The 19,772-nt window shown below is 64.1% G+C and carries 19 protein-coding genes; 9 read left to right on the top strand and 10 right to left on the bottom strand.

Annotated features, from left to right (window positions below; genetic code table 11):
• Positions 1-17 precede the first annotated feature (17 nt).
• Positions 18-371: a TA system antitoxin ParD family protein gene (locus ASG84_RS04740; RefSeq protein ID WP_057475881.1), complete on the bottom strand. Its 354-nt coding sequence runs from the start codon at positions 369-371 to the stop codon at positions 18-20.
• A 72-nt stretch (positions 372-443) separates the two neighbouring features.
• Positions 444-1,091 (bottom strand): zinc ABC transporter ATP-binding protein AztA, encoded by a 648-nt coding sequence (gene aztA / locus ASG84_RS04735; protein WP_057475880.1) that lies wholly within the window; start codon positions 1,089-1,091, stop codon positions 444-446.
• Positions 1,092-1,112: 21 nt separating this feature from the next.
• On the opposite strand from aztA, the gene aztB reads away from it, so the two are divergent.
• The 4 genes from aztB (at position 1,113) to aztD (ending at position 5,431) form a co-directional block, all read left to right on the top strand.
• Positions 1,113-1,979: a zinc ABC transporter permease AztB gene (gene aztB, locus ASG84_RS04730; RefSeq protein WP_057475879.1), complete on the top strand. Its 867-nt coding sequence runs from the start codon at positions 1,113-1,115 to the stop codon at positions 1,977-1,979.
• Positions 1,980-1,999: 20 nt separating this feature from the next.
• A complete protein-coding gene (locus tag ASG84_RS28065; RefSeq protein WP_235581530.1) occupies positions 2,000-3,223 on the top strand; it encodes a hypothetical protein in 1,224 nt (407 codons plus the stop codon).
• A complete protein-coding gene (gene aztC / locus ASG84_RS04720; RefSeq protein WP_057475878.1) occupies positions 3,220-4,116 on the top strand; it encodes a zinc ABC transporter substrate-binding protein AztC in 897 nt (298 codons plus the stop codon). Before ASG84_RS28065 ends, aztC begins: the two co-directional genes overlap by 4 nt.
• A gap of 82 nt (positions 4,117-4,198) precedes the next feature.
• The gene (gene aztD / locus ASG84_RS04715; RefSeq protein ID WP_057475877.1) at positions 4,199-5,431 is read left to right on the top strand and encodes a zinc metallochaperone AztD; all 1,233 of its coding nucleotides are present in this window, start codon (positions 4,199-4,201) and stop codon (positions 5,429-5,431) included.
• A gap of 65 nt (positions 5,432-5,496) precedes the next feature.
• On the opposite strand, the gene ASG84_RS04710 is transcribed toward aztD, so the two are convergent.
• From ASG84_RS04710 to ASG84_RS04690, 5 genes are all read right to left on the bottom strand, one after another.
• Positions 5,497-7,122 (bottom strand): long-chain fatty acid--CoA ligase, encoded by a 1,626-nt coding sequence (locus ASG84_RS04710; protein WP_057475876.1) that lies wholly within the window; start codon positions 7,120-7,122, stop codon positions 5,497-5,499.
• A gap of 68 nt (positions 7,123-7,190) precedes the next feature.
• Positions 7,191-8,270, bottom strand: coding sequence for an alpha/beta hydrolase (locus ASG84_RS04705; RefSeq protein WP_082520789.1), 1,080 nt, complete (start codon positions 8,268-8,270; stop codon positions 7,191-7,193).
• Between the two features lie 71 nt (positions 8,271-8,341).
• Positions 8,342-9,226: a tagatose-bisphosphate aldolase gene (locus ASG84_RS04700; RefSeq protein WP_057475875.1), complete on the bottom strand. Its 885-nt coding sequence runs from the start codon at positions 9,224-9,226 to the stop codon at positions 8,342-8,344.
• Positions 9,227-9,296: 70 nt separating this feature from the next.
• On the bottom strand, positions 9,297-10,652 hold the full coding sequence (locus ASG84_RS04695) for an FGGY-family carbohydrate kinase (RefSeq protein ID WP_057475997.1): 1,356 nt from the start codon (positions 10,650-10,652) through the stop codon (positions 9,297-9,299).
• Between the two features lie 10 nt (positions 10,653-10,662).
• Positions 10,663-11,667, bottom strand: coding sequence for a LacI family DNA-binding transcriptional regulator (locus ASG84_RS04690; protein ID WP_057475874.1), 1,005 nt, complete (start codon positions 11,665-11,667; stop codon positions 10,663-10,665).
• Between the two features lie 74 nt (positions 11,668-11,741).
• On the opposite strand from ASG84_RS04690, the gene ASG84_RS04685 reads away from it, so the two are divergent.
• Entirely contained in the window at positions 11,742-12,323 is a 582-nt protein-coding gene (locus ASG84_RS04685) for an AAA family ATPase (protein ID WP_057475873.1), read from the top strand.
• On the opposite strand, the gene ASG84_RS04680 is transcribed toward ASG84_RS04685, so the two are convergent.
• Together ASG84_RS04680 and ASG84_RS04675 are read right to left on the bottom strand one after the other, a co-directional pair.
• Positions 12,308-13,315, bottom strand: a complete 1,008-nt coding sequence (locus ASG84_RS04680; RefSeq protein WP_057475872.1) for a LacI family DNA-binding transcriptional regulator — start codon at positions 13,313-13,315, stop codon at positions 12,308-12,310. The genes ASG84_RS04685 and ASG84_RS04680 overlap by 16 nt on opposite strands.
• Before the next feature lie 31 nt (positions 13,316-13,346).
• Entirely contained in the window at positions 13,347-14,072 is a 726-nt protein-coding gene (locus ASG84_RS04675) for an SDR family oxidoreductase (protein ID WP_032379701.1), read from the bottom strand.
• Positions 14,073-14,476: 404 nt separating this feature from the next.
• Here ASG84_RS04675 and ASG84_RS04670 point away from each other — a divergent pair, with 404 nt between their 5' ends.
• From ASG84_RS04670 to ASG84_RS04655, 4 genes are all read left to right on the top strand, one after another.
• The gene (locus ASG84_RS04670; RefSeq protein WP_057475871.1) at positions 14,477-15,256 is read left to right on the top strand and encodes an ATP-binding cassette domain-containing protein; all 780 of its coding nucleotides are present in this window, start codon (positions 14,477-14,479) and stop codon (positions 15,254-15,256) included.
• On the top strand, positions 15,253-16,350 hold the full coding sequence (locus tag ASG84_RS04665) for an ABC transporter permease (RefSeq protein ID WP_082520785.1): 1,098 nt from the start codon (positions 15,253-15,255) through the stop codon (positions 16,348-16,350). Before ASG84_RS04670 ends, ASG84_RS04665 begins: the two co-directional genes overlap by 4 nt.
• Before the next feature lie 53 nt (positions 16,351-16,403).
• On the top strand, positions 16,404-17,375 hold the full coding sequence (locus tag ASG84_RS04660) for an ABC transporter substrate-binding protein (protein ID WP_057475870.1): 972 nt from the start codon (positions 16,404-16,406) through the stop codon (positions 17,373-17,375).
• Positions 17,376-17,477: 102 nt separating this feature from the next.
• Positions 17,478-18,956: a mannitol dehydrogenase family protein gene (locus ASG84_RS04655; RefSeq protein WP_057475869.1), complete on the top strand. Its 1,479-nt coding sequence runs from the start codon at positions 17,478-17,480 to the stop codon at positions 18,954-18,956.
• Here the strand turns inward: ASG84_RS04655 and ASG84_RS04650 are convergent.
• Entirely contained in the window at positions 18,944-19,735 is a 792-nt protein-coding gene (locus ASG84_RS04650) for an acyl-CoA thioesterase (RefSeq protein WP_082520784.1), read from the bottom strand. The genes ASG84_RS04655 and ASG84_RS04650 overlap by 13 nt on opposite strands.
• Between the last annotated feature and the right edge of the window lie 37 nt (positions 19,736-19,772).

The following is a 19,772-nucleotide window of genomic DNA, read 5'->3' as shown; positions in this document are numbered from 1 at the left end:
TTTGTCTTTGGGGCGCTCTATCGACGTTCGCTCCACTGAACGGTGCCGTGCTCGTCGGACTCGACGTACGAGCGGCCTTCCGCGGTGAACTCACTCTCGAAATCGAGCGACTCCGTCATCGACTCGATCTGTTCGGTCCACTCCGCGCGAACGACGGCCTGCTTGTAGGGTGTGAGGTCGTCGTAGCGCGTCTTACCTGCGAGAACGTCGGCTATGTCGCGTACCGGGACGCGGTGTGAGAGTTCTATCTCTCGGCCGATCGACGCCCAGTGTGCAATTTGTTGCGCGGCACTCCGGCTTGCAGCAGATCCGGCCTTTTTTGCAGCATCGTAGAGGTCGTCGTCGATTCGTAGAGACGAGGTGGTGCCCATGATGGTGTCCTATCGCCGCAGCAGTACCGCCAGTGTAGCAATCTGCCACAGCAACCTGCGCGGTCTTGTGGCCTACCGAGTGATCGACAGGACCTCACCCCGTCCCAGGGTGATGGTCGTGTCGGCGCGGCCCGCACTCTCGGCGTCGTGTGTCGCGACCACCACGACTGCGCCCCGACCGACCTCGTCGTCGATCACACCGTCGATGATCTGTCGCGCCTCGGCATCGAGGCCGGTGGTGGGTTCGTCGAGTAGTACGAGTTCGCCGCTCTCGACGAGCGCTTGAGCGAGTAGCGCGCGTTGGCGTTGCCCGCCGGAGAGCGCCGAGAGTCGGCGTGAGCGCAATGCGGACAGTCCCAGTCGTTCGAGCGCACGCTCTACAGCTCGGCGGTCATCAGCGGACGCACGCCCGAGCAGACCGCGCCGAGGCCAGGTGCCCATGGCGACGACCTCGCCGACGCTGAGAGCCATCCGGTCGTCGACCTCGCTGCGTTGCGGTACGTATGTGACGCGTCGACTCCCGGTATGTACCGAACCTGTCGATGGCTTCACGATCCCGGCGAGAACCTGCAGCAAAGTCGACTTTCCTGAGCCGTTGTGCCCGACAAGAGTTGTGAGAGAACCGGGTTCGAAACGGGCGCTCACGTTGTGCAGTGCGGTCGTGTTTCGGTACCGAACGGAGAGAGATTGCACGGCTACTGATTCGGTCACGATAATCATTATCGCATAGGGTTCGATCTCGTGGATTGGCTACTGGACCCCTTCGCTGTCTCCTTCGTGCAACGCGCCCTTGTTGCGGGCATGCTCGTCTCGATTCTGAGCGCCCTCGTCGGAACCTGGGTTGTGTTGCGCGGCATGGCGTTTCTCAGCGAGGCTGTATCGCATGGCATGCTCCCCGGCGTTGCCGTCGCGTACCTTCTCAGTGCCAACCTCCTCGTCGGAGCCGCCATCAGTGCGGTGGCGATGATCGGGGGAGTGGCCTGGGTGACGCGCAATTCGCGATTGTCCGAGGACACCGGAATCGGTTTGCTGTTCGTCGGAATGTTGGCCCTCGGGGTGGTGATCGTCTCGCGGGCGCGATCGTTCGCCACCGACCTCACGTCCTTCCTGTTCGGCGATGTGCTGTCGGCGACCTATGCCGACCTCGCCTTCCTGGTCGTGGCGACGGCGGTAGCGCTTGTGGTCTCGGTGCTCGCGTATCGACCGTTCGTTGCTCTGGTGTTCGACGAGCGCAAAGCTCACACGTTCGGGTTCCGGCCTCGCCTCGCGCACGTCATGCTGCTGGCCCTGGTGGTGTTGGGCGTTGTTGCCTCCTTCCGCATCGTGGGGACGTTGCTGGTGTTCGGGCTACTGGTGGCCCCGTCCGCCACCGCGTATCTGTTCGGTCGATCTATCGCGGTGTCGATGACCATCGCGACGCTCTTCGGATGGTCGGCCACAGTGTTCGGCCTGCTCGTGTCCTGGAACGCCGACACCGCGGCCGGGGCGACAATCGCCGGTCTTGCAGTGCTGCAGTTCTTCGTCGTGGCAGCGGCTCGAGCGGCTCGGGAGTCGATTCGGACATATGCCCAACGATGGTCTAACGTGAACGACAATCGTTATCAATAGCTTGTTGGGAGTTCGTGCGCGTGCGTAGAAGTGTTCTCACCCTCGGAGTCGTCGGACTGGTCGTCACCGGATGCAGTAGTGCCGATACCGCCGAGGACGCGCCCGTCGAGGCGACCGGTTCCGCTGCGCCGGGCAGCGATCTCGCGGCCGAGGCCGGCTCCACCGAAGTGCAGGGTCCCGAGCCGAGGCTCGTTGTGGCCGATGCCGATTCCGGAAAGATCGACGTTCTCGATCTCGCTTCCGACGAGACCGTGCATTCGTTCGATGTCTCGAATGCATCGCGCCTGACGACGATCAACGGCCGCTACATCGTCGCGACCGACGACGACCGAGCACGTTTTCTCGACCCGGGATCGTGGACCATCGAGCACGGCGACCACTCGCACTCGTACACCAAGGATCCCGTCGATCTCGGTGCACTCGAGGGAGATCGTCCCGCCCACGTCGTCGCGGGAGATCGTAAGGTTGCAGTCTTCTTCGACGGTGCCGGTACGGCGGATATTGTCGATTTCGATTCTCTCGGTGCAGGTGACACGACGGTCGCAGCAACCGTCGACACCGATCCCCATCACGGCATTGCCGTCCCGTTGTCCGATCACGTCGTCGTCTCGACCGGCGGCACCGAGGACGATCTGCCCACCGGACTGGAGCTACGCGACTCGGCGGGCAATCCTGTTCGTGCGCTGGATGCTTCGTGCCCCGAGATGCACGGCGAAGCGGTGTTCTCGAGCTACTTCGTGGTGGCTTGCGCCGACGGCGTGGTCAAGGTGGATGCGGCGAACAACCAGTTCTCCACTGCGAAGTTCCCGTATCCGAACCCCGACGATCGCGCATTCACCTTCGCCGAAGGAACACGCGGCTCGCTGGTCGCGGCCCCGACCGAGACCGGCGTACTGATACTGGACACCAGAACCGGCGAATGGGTTCAGGCCCGCACCTCCGGGGAGTCGCTCTCGACGGGAGTGTCGAGCGATGGCAAAACCGTTCTGTCTCTGCAGGTCGACGGCACCTTTCGGGTGTTCGACGCCGTCACCGGGGCCGAACTGTCGTCGACGCCGGTGCTGTCGGCACCCTACGACGAGGCCGACCCGAAACCATCGCTTCAGGTGGCAGGTACCCGCGCCTACGTTGCAGACCCGGCGGGGAGCGCCGTGATCGAAATCGACTATCGAGACAGCGGCCGCGTGGCGCGCACCTTCGACTTCGACTTCACGCCAGCCTCGATCAGCGTGGTCGGATCGTGAGAAAGGTTCTGCTACTTGCCCTGCCCGCGTTTCTGATCTTCACCGCGTGCGCAGATTCCGACACCGCGGGAGCGCCGACGATCGTGGTGACCACCAATATCCTCGGCGACATCACGTCGAACATCGTCGGAGATCAGGCCGAGGTGATGGTGCTCATGCCGCCGAACTCCGACCCGCATTCGTTCGAGATCTCGGCCTCGGACGCCGCCCGTGTCTCTCGAGCGGATCTTCTGATAGCCAACGGGCTGGGGTTGGAAGAAGGCATCGTGTCGACGATCGATGCGGCCCGCGCGGAGGGCATCCCGATTGTGGAGGCGGGCCCGGCCGCAGACCCGATTCCGTATGTGAGCGGGCAATCGTCGGGCGCGCAGGACCCGCACATCTGGACCGACCCGCAGCGGATGCGCGACGTGGTCGCCCTGATCCGAGACGCGATCACGACCAACATCGAGGGCGTGGACGTCGATTCTGCTGCGAGCGAATACGATTCGCGACTGGTCGAACTCGACGCCCGAATGACCGAGCAGTTCGATGCGATCGCTCCCGAGAAACGTAGGCTCGTGACCAATCATCACGTGTTCGGTTACCTGGCGGACCGCTACGACTTCGAGGTGGTGGGGGCTGTGATCCCCAGCGGGACCACGCTTGCGTCACCTAGTGCCTCCGACCTGTCGGAGCTCGCCGACACCGTGCGGGAGGCGGGCGTTCGGACGATATTTGTCGACACCTCGCAACCGGATCGACTCGCGCAGGTGATGGCATCGGAGGCGGGGGTGCAGATCGACGTCGTCTCGCTGTTCACCGAATCACTGGGAAACGAAAATTCCGAGGCTCCGACATACATCGACATGATGGAGTTCAATACTGCGGCCATCACCACAGGTCTGTCCTGAGGTGAAAGATGTTGCGACACATGCACTCGTACGCATCACGCTCTTTGACAATGGTTTGCAAAAACCTGTACTTCTTTGGGTCATGAAGAACTATTCCACTCGACGAAATATCGGCGCAGTCATCGCGTTGGGCACCTCGGCCGCTCTCCTCGCGGCCTGCTCGTCCGACTCGACCACCGAACCAGAAGCCACCACCGCCGAAACCGCAGCAGCGCAAAGCGTCTCGGACGCGACGCCGCGTATTGCCACCAGCTACGACGGCGGCGTCCTGATTCTCGACGCCCGGACTCTCGACACCGTCGAAGACATCAGCGGTATCGAGGGATTCACCCGGCTCAACCCGGCCGGCGACGGACGCCATGTATTCGTCAGCGGCTCAGGCGCATTCACGGCGCTCGATGCCGGTACCTGGACCGACGGCTCGCAGCATTACACCGCGACCCCGGCCTTGACCGACATCGCGTTCGATGCCACCACTCCGGGTCACGTCGTTCGTCACGACGGCAAGACCGTCCTGTTCGACGACGGCACCGGCAAGGTCGAGATGTTCGATTCCGCTGCACTGCTCACGGGTAGCAAGCCCGAGACCGAGTCCTACACCACGCCCGAGGCGCATCACGGCGTGGCCGTGGAACTCTCGGACGGATCGTTGCTGACGACAGTGGGCAACGAGGACGAGCGCATCGGCATCGTCGTTCTCGACGCCGACCGCAAGGAGATCGCTCGCAACGAAGAGTGCCCCGGTGTGCACGGCGAAGCCGTGGCCGCCGACGAGACCGTCGTCGTCGGCTGCGAGGACGGATTGCTGATCTACCGCAACGGTGCCATCACCAAAGTGCAGAGCCCGGATGCGTACGGCCGCATCGGTAACCAGGCCGGCGACGAGGAGTCACCCATCCTCCTCGGCGACTACAAGGTCGATCCCGATGCGGAGCTCGAGCGTCCTACCCGCGTGTCGTTGACGAACACGGTCACCGGCGAATTGTCGCTCGTCGACCTCGGCACCAGCTACACGTTCCGCTCCCTCGAGCGCGGCCCGGCCGGTGAGGCCATCATTCTCGGTACCGATGGCGCCCTGCACGTGATCGACGTGAACACCAAGGCCGTCACGCGAACCATTCCGGTGGTCGACGCGTGGGAAGAGCCCACCGAATGGCAGGAGCCGCGGCCGGCTCTGTTCGTCCAGGACGGCACCGCCTATGTGTCCGATCCTGCCGAGAACGCAGTCCGCGCCGTGGACCTGGCGACCGGAAACGTCACGGCCACCGGCGAACTCGCGCACACACCCAACGAACTGACCGGTGTCACCGGGTAGTCCTGGACACAGAACAAGCCCGGTCGTTGCTGACAACACGCATCGACCGGGCTTGCCGTGTTTCGCTACACCAGTTCTATGACGTTCAACGCCCCGTCGGCATGGGAACTCCGCAGGCGTTTCTTGTCGTATTTGCCCACACTCGTTTTCGGGACCTCGTCGATGAAGGTCCAGCGTTCGGGCAACTGCCAATGCGCGATGCGACTGTCGAGGAACTCTTTCAGTTCTTCCGCCGTCACCGACGCACCGTCACGTAGGACGACAGCAACCAGAGGCCGTTCGTCCCACTTGGCGTCCGGCACACCGATGACAGCAGCCTCACGAACAGCCGGGTGACCCATCACCTGGTTCTCGAGTTCCACCGACGAGATCCACTCGCCACCGGACTTGATGATGTCCTTGGAGCGATCGGTGAGCCGGAGATAGCCGCTTTCGGAGATGGTGCCCACGTCGCCGGTCCGCAGCCAGCCGTCGTCGAACTTGTCGTCTGCATCGGCGCGGTAGTAGCTGCCGGTGATCCACGGGCCACGGACCTCGAGTTCGCCGACGGTCTTGCCGTCCCACGGCAGCACGTCACCGGCGTCGCCGACAAGTCGTGCTCGCACTCCGGCGACGAATCGTCCTTGTGTGCAACGCAAGTCGAACTCGTCCTCGGGAGACAGGCCGGCGTCGGGCCTGCCCGAGGTGCCCAGTGGTGAGGTTTCGGTCATGCCCCACGCCTGCGAGATGTGCACGCCGTACTTCTCGTGGAATGCCTTCATCAGACTCGGCGGGCACGCGGCACCGCCGACCACCACGTCGCGCAGACTCGACAGATCCGCCGGGTGCTCGTCGAGGTGAGCGAGCAATGCCTGCCAGATCGTCGGGACCGCTGCAGCGGCGGTCGGCCGCAGCGTCGACATCATCTCGGCCAATGGGGCGGGCTGGAGGAACCTGTCGGGCATGATCAGGGACGCACCGACCATCAGCGCCGAATAGGGAAGTCCCCACGACATCGCGTGGAACATCGGCACGATGGCCAAGATCGTGTCGGACTGCGCGATTGCCAGTGCGTCGGTCATGCAGCCCTGCATCGAGTGCAGGTAGATCGATCGATGCGAATACACCACGCCCTTGGGGTCGCCGGTGGTGCCCGAGGTGTAACACATTGCGGCAGCGGATCGTTCGTCGAGCTCGGGCCAGTCGAACTCCTCTGGCTGATTCCTCAGCAGATCCTCGTAGCCCAGCACCTCGATGCCATCGGGTGCAGTGACCTGCGCAGGATCGGCCCCGACGACGATGAGATGACGCACGGTCTCGAACGTCGGCAGCAGCGGCGTCAGCAGGGGGAGCAGGCTCGCGTCGGCGATGATCACCTGATCCTCGGCGTGATTGACGATGTAGGTGAGCTGCTCGGGGAAGAGTCGAATGTTCAGCGTGTGCAGCACCGCGCCCATCGCGGGAATTGCCATGTACGCCTCCATGTGCGGGGCGTTGTTCCACATGAAGGTGCCGACGCGCTGGTCGTCGTCGACGCCGATCGACCGTAGACCGTGCGCCAATTGCGCTGCCCGCCTTCCCAACTTCCCGAACGTCACCGTGGTGGGTCCGCTGTCTGTCCAGGTGGTGATCTCGGCCGAGGAGTGAATGGACGTCCCGAATCGAACCAGCTGGCCGATGGACAGTGGGGTGTCCTGCATGGTGCTCTTCATCGATCTCGCTCCTGAAGTCTCGGCATGCACATCGGTGTGCTGCGCGTCACACCATGCACGATACGGACTTACTCGGACGCGTGGTCGCGGGTACCTCGGATTCGGGCATCGACCTCGCGAACAAGGTCCTGATAGATCTCCGATGTGGGATCGACGACGGCGAAGTGGCCACCCGGTCCCTCGATGTAGTCGACCGAATCCGGGCCTGACGCCGCGGCGGCGTAGTACGCCCGACTGATCTCGAGCAAGTTGGGGTCGTCCGATACCGCACTCACCACCAGATGCGGGACACCGAGTGGAAGCCTCGAGATCGGAGACGCCGCCTCGTAGGTCTCCTGCGCACCGGCGAATCGCGCACCGATCGCATTCGACACCGCGCCCTCGCCGAGCCAGCGCTCATCGCCGACCCGCAGATCGAGAACACCGGCCAGGCTGACCGCAAGGGCAGGGGAGACCGGCTGTCCGACGGAATCGGCCGCGACGCGCAGTGCGAGTTGACCGCCCGCCGAATGTCCGAACAGGACTACGCGAGATAGATCCAGATCACCGGGCGCCGTCTCCAGCGCGGCGAGCGCGGCCGCGACATCTCCGGTTGTCGCATCCCACTCGTGTTCGTCGGGGCGACGGTATTCGACGTTCCACGTCGCGTAACCGCGCTTCGTCAGATCGACGGCCATCGCGTCCATCAAGTCGAATTCCCAGCGCGAACGCCAGTACCCACCGTGAATGAGCACGGCAACGGGAAAGGGGCCATCACCGACCGGCACGCGCAGTTCGGCGCGCTGCTCCGGGTGATCCCCGTACGACACGATCGTGCCGGAATGGACGCGGTGGAAAAATACACTGTCGATCGCGAATCGCAGCCCGTCGAGCCCGCGGCCGCGAATGTGAGCGCGGATGCCCGGGGATCGGTCCGGTGCGCACTGCCCCAGGTCGACTCGAACGACACTGCTGTACGGCGACGTATCGACGGGGATTCTGTCGCCGGGAACAACGATGACTTCATCGGATCCGGTTGCAGCGTCGACGATTCCGCCGGACAACCCGCGTGCGGCGAGGGCCCTGGCTGCCAGTTCTTGCGCGGTGGCGAGATCGGCGAACACCCCAGGCGCGGCGATGATGTCGATGTGCTTCGAGACGTCGTTCATGGGATTCACGCTACCCACCTGGCGTCGACCGAGCCCGAACGGAGCGTTCGAGCTCGGTCGAAGGACGCGAATCAGGCGTCGACAGCCTCGTTCAGCTCACGCAGACGGGGCAGTGCGCGGTTGGTGAGCAGGTCCTCGCGGGTCTCGGCGGAGACGGCCATGCTGTCCTTCCACAAGGAACGGCCTGCCATCGCTCCGCGGGCACCGTTGGCGACGGCAATGCGGACCTGCTCGATGAACGTCTCGTGGTCGACGCCCGCAGACAGCACGGCCCACGGAACGCCCTGTGCCGCTTCGGTTACGGCAGCACACGCTTCGGCGGAACCGGGGTAGGGGAGCTTGAGCACCTTGGCACCGCACTCGACCGAGATCCGCGTGGAGTCGGCAATGATCTTGCCGAAGCCGGCCTTGTACGCCTCGTCCGACTCGCCCTCGAGCTGGTAGGTCAAGATCTCGACGATGAGCAGCAGACCCTCGGCGGAGCAGGCCTTGACGAGGTCGCGGATCTCCTCGGCCACGCGGGAATCGACGCCCTGCTGCTCGGGGCGCATGTAGAACAGCATCTTGGCGACGTCGCCGCCGAGATCACGCACGACGCGCGGGGTGACGCCGTCGACGAAGCGGGTGTAGCGCAGACCGTCGGTCTCCTCGAAGCCCGACGCATCCATACCGACCACCAGCGCGGTGTTACGCGAGAGGACACCGTCGTCGACGATCTTCGGCAGCGCCACCTCCGGGTCCAGCAGGATGGCCGGTGCGTGATTGCCCAGGTAGCGAACCAGATCGGCCTTGGCCTCGGCCAGCTCCTCGACGGTGATCGAGCCCGGTCCGTCGGTGGCGTCCTTCATGACGGCCTTCATGCCGTTGCGCTGATCTCCGGCGACGATGAGCATGTTGCCGTCCGCGGTGGAGATGGCAGCCATTCCGCGACGTTCGAGGGTGGTGAGTTCGTTCATCTTCTTCTCCTGGTGTGTGTTGGGGTCGAGCGCAGCTGAGACAACGTTGTCTCACTGCAGAACTGTGGGCTCAGATTTCTATGAGCGTCAGTAGTCGGGCAGCGAACAGTGCTGCGCCGTAGGCCGTGTCCTGCGAGCGGGTCGACACCGAAACGCCGGGCAGTACCTGAGCTCGTGCGTCTCGCACGCTGGCCATCCCGGCCCAGCCGCCGGTGAGCAAGGTCGTCCTGGCGGGCGGCACCTCGGCGTCGAGTGCCTCGATGAGTCGAGCCACTTCGTCGTTGCCGTGCAACAGAATCGAACGGAACAGCTCGGCCGAATCGATCCCATCGGTGCGGACCGTGATGGAAAGAACCCCGTCGTCGTTACGGGCACCCGCGATGTCGAGACCGCCGTCGGTGAACGGCCCACCCGCAGGCAGAGCGCATACTCGCTGATCGAGTAGATCGCGTCCGGCTCGATCGTTGATGTCGCACAGCTGCAACGCCCGTCGCATCAGCAAGCCGGTCTTGACTCCGGCGACGAGGACGTGTTGACCCGGCACCACATGGCGTACCGAGTTGATGAGATGGTCGGCGAGCCTGCTCCGCGCGGCGGTGGTCAACGGAGTATCGAGTACCCGCAGTAGAACCTCGGCGGTGCCCATCGACACGTGGTAGCGGTCGTGAGGGATCGCTCCGCCGGACACCGCGGACACAAGATGGTCGTGACCGGCGACAGTGAGGCGAGCGCCGTTGATTGACTCGGGAAGAGTTGCCGCGTCGGCGATTCCGAGGTCCGTTCCTGCATCGACCAAGGGCGGAATGAAGTCTGCTCCGACGCCCAAGTGCGCCAACATCTCCGACCAGGGTTCGCCGCTGTCCTGATCGAGCAGTCCGGTGCGCGAACTCAGCGAGTAATCGGCCACGGCGCGGCCGCCGAGGGACAGTACGACGAACTCCGGCAGGTTGAACCAGCGAAGTCCGTTCAAGCTCAGTCCGTTGTCGCGAAGATGCGCGATCTTGACCACCGAGACCTGCACGCCGACGGGAAGTCCGGTCTTGCCGGCGAACCGATCGCGCAGATCCTGGGGCAGCGCATCCACCTGCTCCTGACCACGTGGATCGAACCACGCGAAGGCCGGCGCACGGACAACGTTGTCTTCATCGAGAAGGAAGCCCGTCTCGCCCATCCCGGACACCGCGATGGCGTCGATCCGGGCTGCTGGATCACCGGTTGCCTCGGGTAGTCGACGAGCGACGGCGTCGAGCAACTGTCCGATGGTGGCCAGCAAGTCCTCGGCGGCCAGGTCGGTGGTTCCGCCCGGGCCGTGCCGCCACGGTGTGGGACTCTGCTCGATGAGTAGTTCGGTGCCGGCATCGTCGGTGACGAGCACTTTGACACCGGTGCTCCCGAGGTCCAGTCCCGCAACAAGTCTGGGGTTCACGGAGTTGGTCTCATTTCTGTACGGGTAGGGGGAGTGCATGCGAAAGTCGTTCCACCAGAGTGGTCGGTGCTATTTGTTGCTCGGGTTCGAGATAGGGATCGTCGAATCGCTGCACCAGGCGATCGAACGCGAGGGTGCCGATGCGGTAGGGGTCTTGGTCTATGCAGGTCACCGACGGGCTGACGGCATCGGCGAGCGAGAAGTTGCCGAACGACACCATTGCCACGTCGGTGCGGTCGATTTCGTGCAGCACCGACACCACGGCCGTGGCATGTCGTGCGTTGGCGACGAAGAAGGCGGTCGGTGGGTTGCGCAGTGCCAGTAGCTTCTTGACGACCGGCCGCACCGAGTCTGCGGCGTGGGACACCGGGGGAGCGAGAGCGGCATCCGGCTCTTGGCCGAGATCCGCGAGAACATCGAGGTACGCCTGCCGGCGCAACTGCGCCGTCTGCAGCCGATCGTCGAAGCCGAGCAACGCAATTCGGGTGTGACCGCCCGCTACCAACTTCTCGACGGCGCGCTTGGCAGCGCCGTAATCGTCCACGATGACCGAATCGAATCCCTCGATCGAACGGTCGATGGTCACCGTGGGAAGTGTTCGACGACGCGGGACGAGGAAGTCGCTGTGATCGCCGACCGGCGCAAGAATGATCCCGCGGACGTGCTGGCCGGCGAGCAACGCCAGTTGGTCACGTTCGCGCTGGGCGTCGAACCCGGTGCTGCCGACGATGACCGCGAGACCGTGTTCGAGTGCGCGATCCTCGACGGCACTGACCAGGGACGCGAAGAACACGTCGTCGATGGAGTCGACGATGATGCCGATCGTGTTGCCGGACCCGGACTTCAGTGACCGAGCAGCAGAGTTGGGAACGTAGTTGAGCGTCTGGACCGCAGCCTCGACGCGCTCACGCAGCTCCGGCAAGACCGTATCCACGCCGTTGACGACGCGTGAGACGGTCTTGAAGCTGACGCCCGCCAATGCGGCGACGTCCTTGATGCTTGCGCGCTCGGTCACGTGAACTCTCGGTAGAAGGGATCGTGTCCGCAGTAGCAGGATGCGAGACAACGTTGTCTTGTATGATTGCCGCTATGCATCGTGTCTGTCAAGACGTCTCCGGGATCGAACGAGAATCGCTACCGGTTCTGCTGGTGGCCGGTGCCGCGGGAAGTGGCAAGACGACTCTCGGTCGTGAGCTGGCGAGACGGTTCGGTACCGCTCTGCTCGACCTGGATACCCTCACCAATCCGCTTCTCGACGAACTGGATTCGATGTTGGACGGCCCACACTGGAACAGTGCAGGCCCGCACTCGGAACGCATTCGAGCCGGCCGATATGCCGTACTGCTCGCTACTGCGCGGGACCTCGTGGAGATCGGTCAGCGCCCCGTCCTGGTCGCGCCCTTCACGCGCGAACTGACCGCGGGCGCGGAGTGGCACCGACTGGTCTCCTACGTAGCCCCGGCTGCAACGTTGGTCGTGCACGTCGACGGGTCGCCGGAGCTGTTGGCGCACAGGCGCGCTGCACGTGGGGCAGAGCGCGATGCCCATCGGCCGGTGGATGCCCCGGCGGCAAAACCACTCGTTCCGCATCTGCGGGTCGATGCCGAACTCCCGACCCCACTGCAGGTCGATCTCGTCGCGCACGCGCTCGAGGATCAATCGCAGCGGTGATCGCTTCCGGGCGTGCAGGATCGACGCTCGATCAGCTCGACGCCGAGGATGTTACGGCGCTTGTAGCGCTTGCCCGGATTCTCGATCCGTCCCAGTAGTCGCTCGATGGCCAACCGGCCGAGGCGAGCCGGATTCTGATCGATCACCGTCACCGGTGGCATCACTGCATCGGCAAGCGGGAAGTCGCCGAATCCGACGAACGCCAGATGCAGCAAATTCATCTGCTGCAGAACAGGCACGCATGCCATCGCCACTCGCGCGTTCGACAGAAACAGTGCGGTAGGGGGACTTTCGAGGGCGGTCAGGTCGGTCAACGCCACCCGGGCATCCTCGCGGTCCAACACACCCAGAGCGACGAGAGTGTCGTCGAAGTCGATTCCGTGCGCCTGCAACGACTCCCGATACCCCTCGAGCCGGTTTCGGCTGGTCGGGATGCCGGCGCTGTCACCGATGACCGCGATGCGGGTATGTCCCAGGTCGAGGAGGTGGTCGGTGGCCAATACCGCCCCGCCGTGATCGTCGTCGACGAAGCTGTCTGCCTTGAGGCCGTCGGGAGCCCGATCGACGAACACCGTGGGGGTCTTGTCGATCCACCGCTCCAGGTAGGAGTGGTGCGCACCGGTCGGCGCGATGATCAAGCCACTCAGCTGCCTACGCAGCAATGACTCCACCAGAGCCTGCTCCTGATCGCCGTCGTGACCGAGGCTGGTGACCAGAACGGCCATGTCGTCCTGTCGCGCTCGCTCCTCCACCGCACGTGCGATGGAGGAGAAGAACGGATCGTCGATATCGGGGACGGCAACTCCGATGGCTGCCGCCTGACCGTTGCGGAACGACGTGGCCATCGTATTGGGCACGTAATTCAGCGAATTCAAGGCCTCGGTGACGCGGGCACGGGTATCGGGGTCGACGTGAGGGTCGTTGTTGTACACCCGTGAGACGGTCTTGGCACTGACCTTGGCCAGCGCCGCGACGTCTTGCATGGTGGTCATGATCTACCCCCGTCTGCTCGTCATCGTCTCGTCAGCGACTGGTGTAGCCGCCATCGACCGGCAACGACACTCCAGTCACCATGGAAGCATCATCGCTCAGTAGGAAGGCAATCGGCGCGGCAATCTCGTCTTCGGTGGCCCACCGTCCCAGCGGCATCTGAGCCAGGAACGGCTCCTCGATTTCGGGGCGACCCCAGTAGAACGCAGACATCTCGGTCATCACGACCGTCGGATTGACACCGTTGACTCGAATTCCGTGTCGGCCGAGCTCGAGTGCAGAGACGCGAGTGATGTTGTCCAGAGCCGCTTTCGAGGATCCGTACGAAATGTGGCCGGTGAGGGCGACGAGGCTGGCCTGGCTCGAGACGTTGACGATGGCACCGGCACCGGCGGCGATCATGGCCGGGACGGTGTACTTGATGACCAACAGTGCGCCGCGGGCATTGATGGCGATGACCTTGTCGAAGATCGAGATGTCGGTGTCCTGAGGCGTGGCGATCTCGCCACCGAATCCCGCGCAGTTCACCACGCCGTACAGCTCGAGGCCTTCGACAGCCTCGCGCACGCTGTCCTCGGAGGTCAGATCGAAGGCCAGGGGCGTTGCGCCGGTCTCGTCGGCCAGCTTGTTCAGTGCGTCGACCGACTGGCCGGCCGCGACGACGTCGGCGCCGTCGGCCACCAACCGTCGCACAGTCGCCGAGCCGATGCCTCCGCTGGCACCTGTCACCAAAATCTTTCTGCCGTCGAACTTCGCCATGGGGTCTACCTTCACTGTCTCCGAATGGTCATGTCATCGATGTCATCGGCTCCATTGAGTCCACATATGTCATCGGTGTCATGGACGGTACCTCAGCGCGATTGTGTCAGCATCGAAAACGGCCGAATTGCGTATCGACGCACTTCAGAGACGGTACCCGCCGGTCCGATATGAGCCTCTCGCAGGCGTGGCATCGCAGGTGCCGCGCACGTCCATGTCACCGGTGACATGAATTTTCGCAAAACACGTGACAAAGGGAGTTGTGTGGGTCACACTCGTTTACACAGCGAGCCCCGAAGGGAGCTCGACCTGCTTCGCAGACCACGTCCTCGGACCGTGCTGCGGGCGCCGGTGGGGGTGTCCATCCCGCACTCGAAGCTTCTCGATTCGACCTAGGAGTATCCATGGCCAGCGTTGCACCTGTTGCGACACCGATCCTCGAAGCGAGGGGATTGTCGAGGAGCTTCGGAAACGTGCGCGCCCTCGACGAAGCCGACTTCGACATCTACCCGGGTGAGGTCGTCGCCCTCATCGGCGACAACGGCGCAGGCAAGTCGACGATGGTCAAGGCGCTCTCGGGCAGCCTGGCCGTCGACACCGGTGAGATCCTGTTCGACGGCACCGCGGTGGATCTCGACAGCCCCACCGTCGCAGCAGAACTCGGCATCGAGACGGTGTTCCAGGATCTTGCCCTCGCACCGCACCTGAACGCGCAGCAGAACATGTTTCTCGGACGCGAACTGCCGGCGAAGGGGCTGCTCGGCCACCTCGGCTTCCTCGACGTCTCCACGATGCGCAAGCAGTCGCAGGACGCGTTGAACGAACTCGGAGCCACCGTGCGTAGCCTGACCGTTCCGGTCGGAGCGATGTCCGGTGGGCAGCAACAGGCCATTGCCATCGCGCGTGCCGTGGCCTGGGCCAAGGGCGTCGTCTTTCTCGACGAGCCGACGGCAGCGCTCGGCGTCGTACAGACGCGCAACGTGCTCGACACCATTCGCCGCGTGGCGGACAGGGGAGTGGCGGTGGTGTTCATCAGCCACTCCATGCCGCACGTGATGGAAGTTGCCGATCGAGTTCAGGTGCTGCGCATGGGCAAGCGCGTGGCCACTCTCGACGCCAAGAACACGACCATGGAAGAACTCGTCGGCGCGATGACCGGCGCAACCACCGGAGCCACACGATGACCAACCAGACCATCAGCCCCTCCCTCGAGCCGATGCCGCCCGGCGACAAGCCGTCTCGCCACTCCTTCGATTTCGTCGAAGCGCTCGGTAAGTTGGCCCGGGTTCAGGTGTTCCAGATCGTGCTCGTCCTGGCTGCGATCTGCATCGTGTTCTCGATCATGGCTCCCGGCAGCTTCCCCGAGTGGGGCAACATCCGCCAGATCATTCAGAACGTCTCCATCCTGGCCGTTCTCGGAATCGGCATGACGTTCGTGATCGTCACCAGTGGCATCGATCTCTCGGTCGGCTCCGTTCTCGTCTTCTCCGGCGTCGTCTCGGCCAAGACCATGGCCGCGATCGGCGGCGACGGATGGGGAGTCGCCGCTGTCGGAATCGTCGTGGCACTGGGGTGTGGCCTCTGCTGGGGATTGCTCAACGGTTTCCTGATCGGTAAGGCCAACGTGCCTCCGCTGATCGTGACTCTCGGGACCCTGGGTGGCGCTCTGGGACTCTCGCAGGTCATCACCGGGGGTGTCGACATCCGCGACGTACCACCGGTTCTGGTCGACACCATCGGCTACGGCAACTTCCCGGCCACCACCATTCCCCTGATCTCGAGCATCGCTTTGGTGCTCGTGGTGATCTTCGGAATCGTGCTGCATCGCACCAAGTTCGGCCTCTACACCTTTGCCGTCGGCTCCAAGGAGCAGTCTGCTCGACGCGTCGGCATCAAGGTGGACATGCACCTGGTCAAGGTCTACGCACTCTCCGGAACCCTCGCCGGGCTTGCGGGCATTCTGTCTCTGTCCCAGTACGGCACCACCGCTATCGCCGGTCAGTCGCAGACCAACCTCAATGTCATTGCGGCAGTGGTCATCGGTGGAACGAGCCTGTTCGGCGGCATCGGCACCATGTTCGGCACCGTCGTCGGACTGTTCATCCCTGCCGTGTTGCAGAACGGTTTCGTCATCGTCGGAGTCCAGCCGTTCTGGCAGCAGGTCGCCGTCGGTGCTGTCCTCATCGCGGCGGTCTACTTCGATCAGCGTCGACGCGACGCGGCGAGCCGAGGTCAATCGCCCAGCTCCCTCAAGAAACTCTGGTCCCGAAGTCCCTAGCTCCGGCCAGCTCCGAACTCCCTTCATCACAACCCTTTAGAAGAAAGTCGACCATGATCACATCACGCACCGCCGTCGTTGCACTGAGTGTCGCTTCGGTCTCCGCCATGTTCCTGGCGGGTTGTTCGTCCGACTCCGGAAGCGGTGGCGGCAGCGGCAACATCGCCTTCATCCAGGGCGTCAGCGGCGACGAGTTCTACATCAGCATGCAGTGCGGAATCGAGGCTGCGGCGAAGGATGCCGGCGTCACCGTCGACACCCAGGGGCCGGTCAAGTTCGATCCGACCCTGCAGAAGCCGATCGTGGATTCGGTTGTCGCATCGCGGCCGTCGGCGATCCTCATCGCTCCCACCGACGTCGCTGCCATGCAGGCACCCCTCGAAGCAGCGTCCAAAGCGGGCATCAAAGTCGTCCTCGTCGACACCACCCTGGAAGACCCGTCCATCGCCGTCTCCTCCATCTCGTCCGACAACAAGGGCGGTGGGGCAGAAGCATTCAACGCGATCGAGCGGCTCAGCCCGGCCGGCGGCAAGGTGCTCGTCATCTCCACCGATCCCGGTGTGTCCACAGCCGACGCCCGAGTAGAGGGCTTCGAGGAAGCCGTCGGCGCCAACTCGGCCTTCGACTACCTCGGTGTGCAGTACAGCCACAACGACCCGGCCGAAGCCGCTCGACTGGTCTCGGCCGCCCTGGCCAAGGACCCCGACATCACCGGCATCTTCGCCGCGAACACGTTCGCAGCCGAGGGCACCGCGACCGGAGTTCGGCAGGCCGGCAAGCAGGATCAGGTCAAGATCATCGGCTTCGACGCAGGCCCCGCACAGGTGAAGCAGCTTCGTGAGGGAACGGTGCAGGCGCTGATCGCGCAGCAGCCCGACACCATCGGCACCGACGGCGTCGCGCAGGCCATGGCCGCCATCAACGACGAGCCGGTCACCGCCGAGATCTCGACCGGCTTCCACGTCATCACCGCCGACAACATCGACGGCGAGGGTGCGCAGTACGTCTACAAGTCGTCCTGCTGATTCCTGACGTGTAACCCCCTGAACTGCGGTGGTGCTCCTGATGGCAGAACATGCCCGGGAGCGCCACCGCTCACCACGTTCGTCCGACCCCGAGGACCCGTCATGATCGAGCTTCGTCGCACCACATCGAAGGATCTGCCTGCGGGCGTTGCGAAGCCCGAGTACGACGCGGACGAACTGCACTGCGGAGTGGTGCATTTCGGGGTCGGCGCGTTTCACCGCGCACACCAGGCCGTGTACTTCGATCGCCTTCTCGCTGCCGGTCACCTCGACTGGGCGCTGTGCGGAGTGGGAGTTCTGCCGGGAGACAGGCGAATCGGGGAAGTCCTCGACGCTCAGGATCATCTCTACACAGTCGTCACCGTGGACCCCGATGGCCGACGCGAGGCGCGGGTTGTCGGTTCGGTCGCGGACTTCGTCTTCGCACCCGACGATCCGCAAGCAGTGCTCGACGTGCTCAGCTCACCGGCCACGATGATCGTCTCGCTCACCATCACCGAGGCCGGCTACGGCGTGAACGATGTGACCGGAGTGTTCGAGCCGACCGATCCCGCGGTGCTCGCCGACCTCGAGGATCTCACCACGCCGTCGAGTGTCTTCGGTTTCCTCACCGTTGCACTCGCCACCCGCCGATTCCACGGAATTCCCCCGTTCACGGTGATGTCCTGCGACAACATCGTCCACAACGGAACGGTCTCCCGCACCGCGCTGACGTCCTTCGCGCGCCACCACGACAGCGACCTGGCCGACTGGATCGACGCCACGGTCGCGTTCCCCAATTCGATGGTCGACCGCATCACCCCGGCCACTACGCCCACCGTCGTCGACGACCTGCGACGTGACTTCGGCATCGACGACCGCTGGCCGGTGCAGTCGGAATCGTTCTCGCAGTGGGTACTCGAAGATTCGTTCTCGTTCGGGCGACCGCCCTTCGCCGACGTCGGCGTGCAACTGGTGAGCGACGTCGCCCCCTACGAGCACATGAAACTGCGCTTGCTCAACGGTTCCCATCAAGCCATGAGCTACCTCGGTATCCTCGCCGGGTACACCCATGTGCACGACGTCATGGCCAGTCCTGAACTACGCGAATTCGTCGCGTCGTATATGCGTGCCGAGGCTGCCCCGACGCTCGCGCCGGTACCGGGAATCGACCTCGATTCCTATATCGAGCAACTGCTGGAACGTTTTTCGAGTCTGGCGGTTCGCGACACTCTCGAACGTCAGATCGTCGACGCATCGGCCCGAATCCCGAAATTCGTGCTGCCGGTGATCCGCGACCGACTTGCCGAGGATCGATCCGTCGATCATGCCGCGCTGGTGCTCGCCGCCTGGTGTGCAGTGTACGAGCGCGGGGACGTTCCGATGATCGACGCCGATGCCGAACGCCTGCAAAGGCTCTCGTGGGAAGACCACGACAACCCGGGAGCGTTTCTGACCAACCGGGCGGTCTTCGGGGATCTTGCGGGCAGCCCGAGACTACGAGGCGCGTACCAGCGAGCCAAGCGTTCGCTGCAGGACAGCGGTGCGCGTGGTGCGGTGCGTCGGGTGCTGGAGCAGTCGTCGGCTGTTCATACCTTGTAGTAGACCACCTGATGGCTGGTGGCCAGCAGACTCCCGCCCTCGGTCCACAATTCCGCTGTCTGGTCGAAGTAGCCCTGGTGGAAGCGGCGTGCTCGTGCGGTGCCGAGGATGTAGCCGTCGGCGTGCTGCTCGAGATCCTCGGGCGTCGCGAAGTAGTGGGTCGTCAACGAGATGGTGCCCGCCGGAACGTACGTGCCCAACCGCTGAAAGATTCGTGGATAGAACACATCGCTGAGCGAGGTCAAGGCCGCAAAGTCCAGCGGCCGGGGCGGCGTGTCGCGGATCCAGAGAGTTTCGGTCGAGTCTGCGGACGCCTGGTCGCTCAGTGCGCCTGCCACGAAACGCATCTCGTAGTTCTTGGCCCACGCGATGGCGTCGGGGAGACCGCCTTGCTTCGTATCGGCGGGGGAGGGAGCGTCAGGGACCGTTGCCTCGATGTTGTCCCAAGTGTCACGCCGTGTCCCGAACACCGCGGTTGCGGTTGTGGCCACCGCACCGTTCTGCGTCAGTTCCAGATACCAGTGCTGATTGCTTCGATTGGTTCGCACCGGGCGGGCGGAGATCGCGAAATCGCCCTCGGCAACCGGTCCGGCGAAATTCACCGTCAGCGAGACCGGCGTTCCCAGGCGTTCCGGATGCAGCTCGATGGCCCGAACAAAGGTCGCTGCGGTCATGCCACCGAAGGGGCCGACCATGTTGTTGTACGGCGCTGACGTCTTTCCGCTGTAGGTGCCGTCGCCGACTACCTCGAGCGCGACTGCCTCGTCGAACGGATGCATGGTTCTCCTACTGCCTCGGACGGTACGTGCCATCCGA

The sequence above is a fragment of the Rhodococcus sp. Leaf278 genome, assembly GCF_001426085.1.
Lineage (GTDB): Bacteria > Actinomycetota > Actinomycetes > Mycobacteriales > Mycobacteriaceae > Rhodococcoides.
Note: the sequence above shows the minus strand (reverse complement) of the source record. Positions and strands in the feature narration are given on the sequence as shown.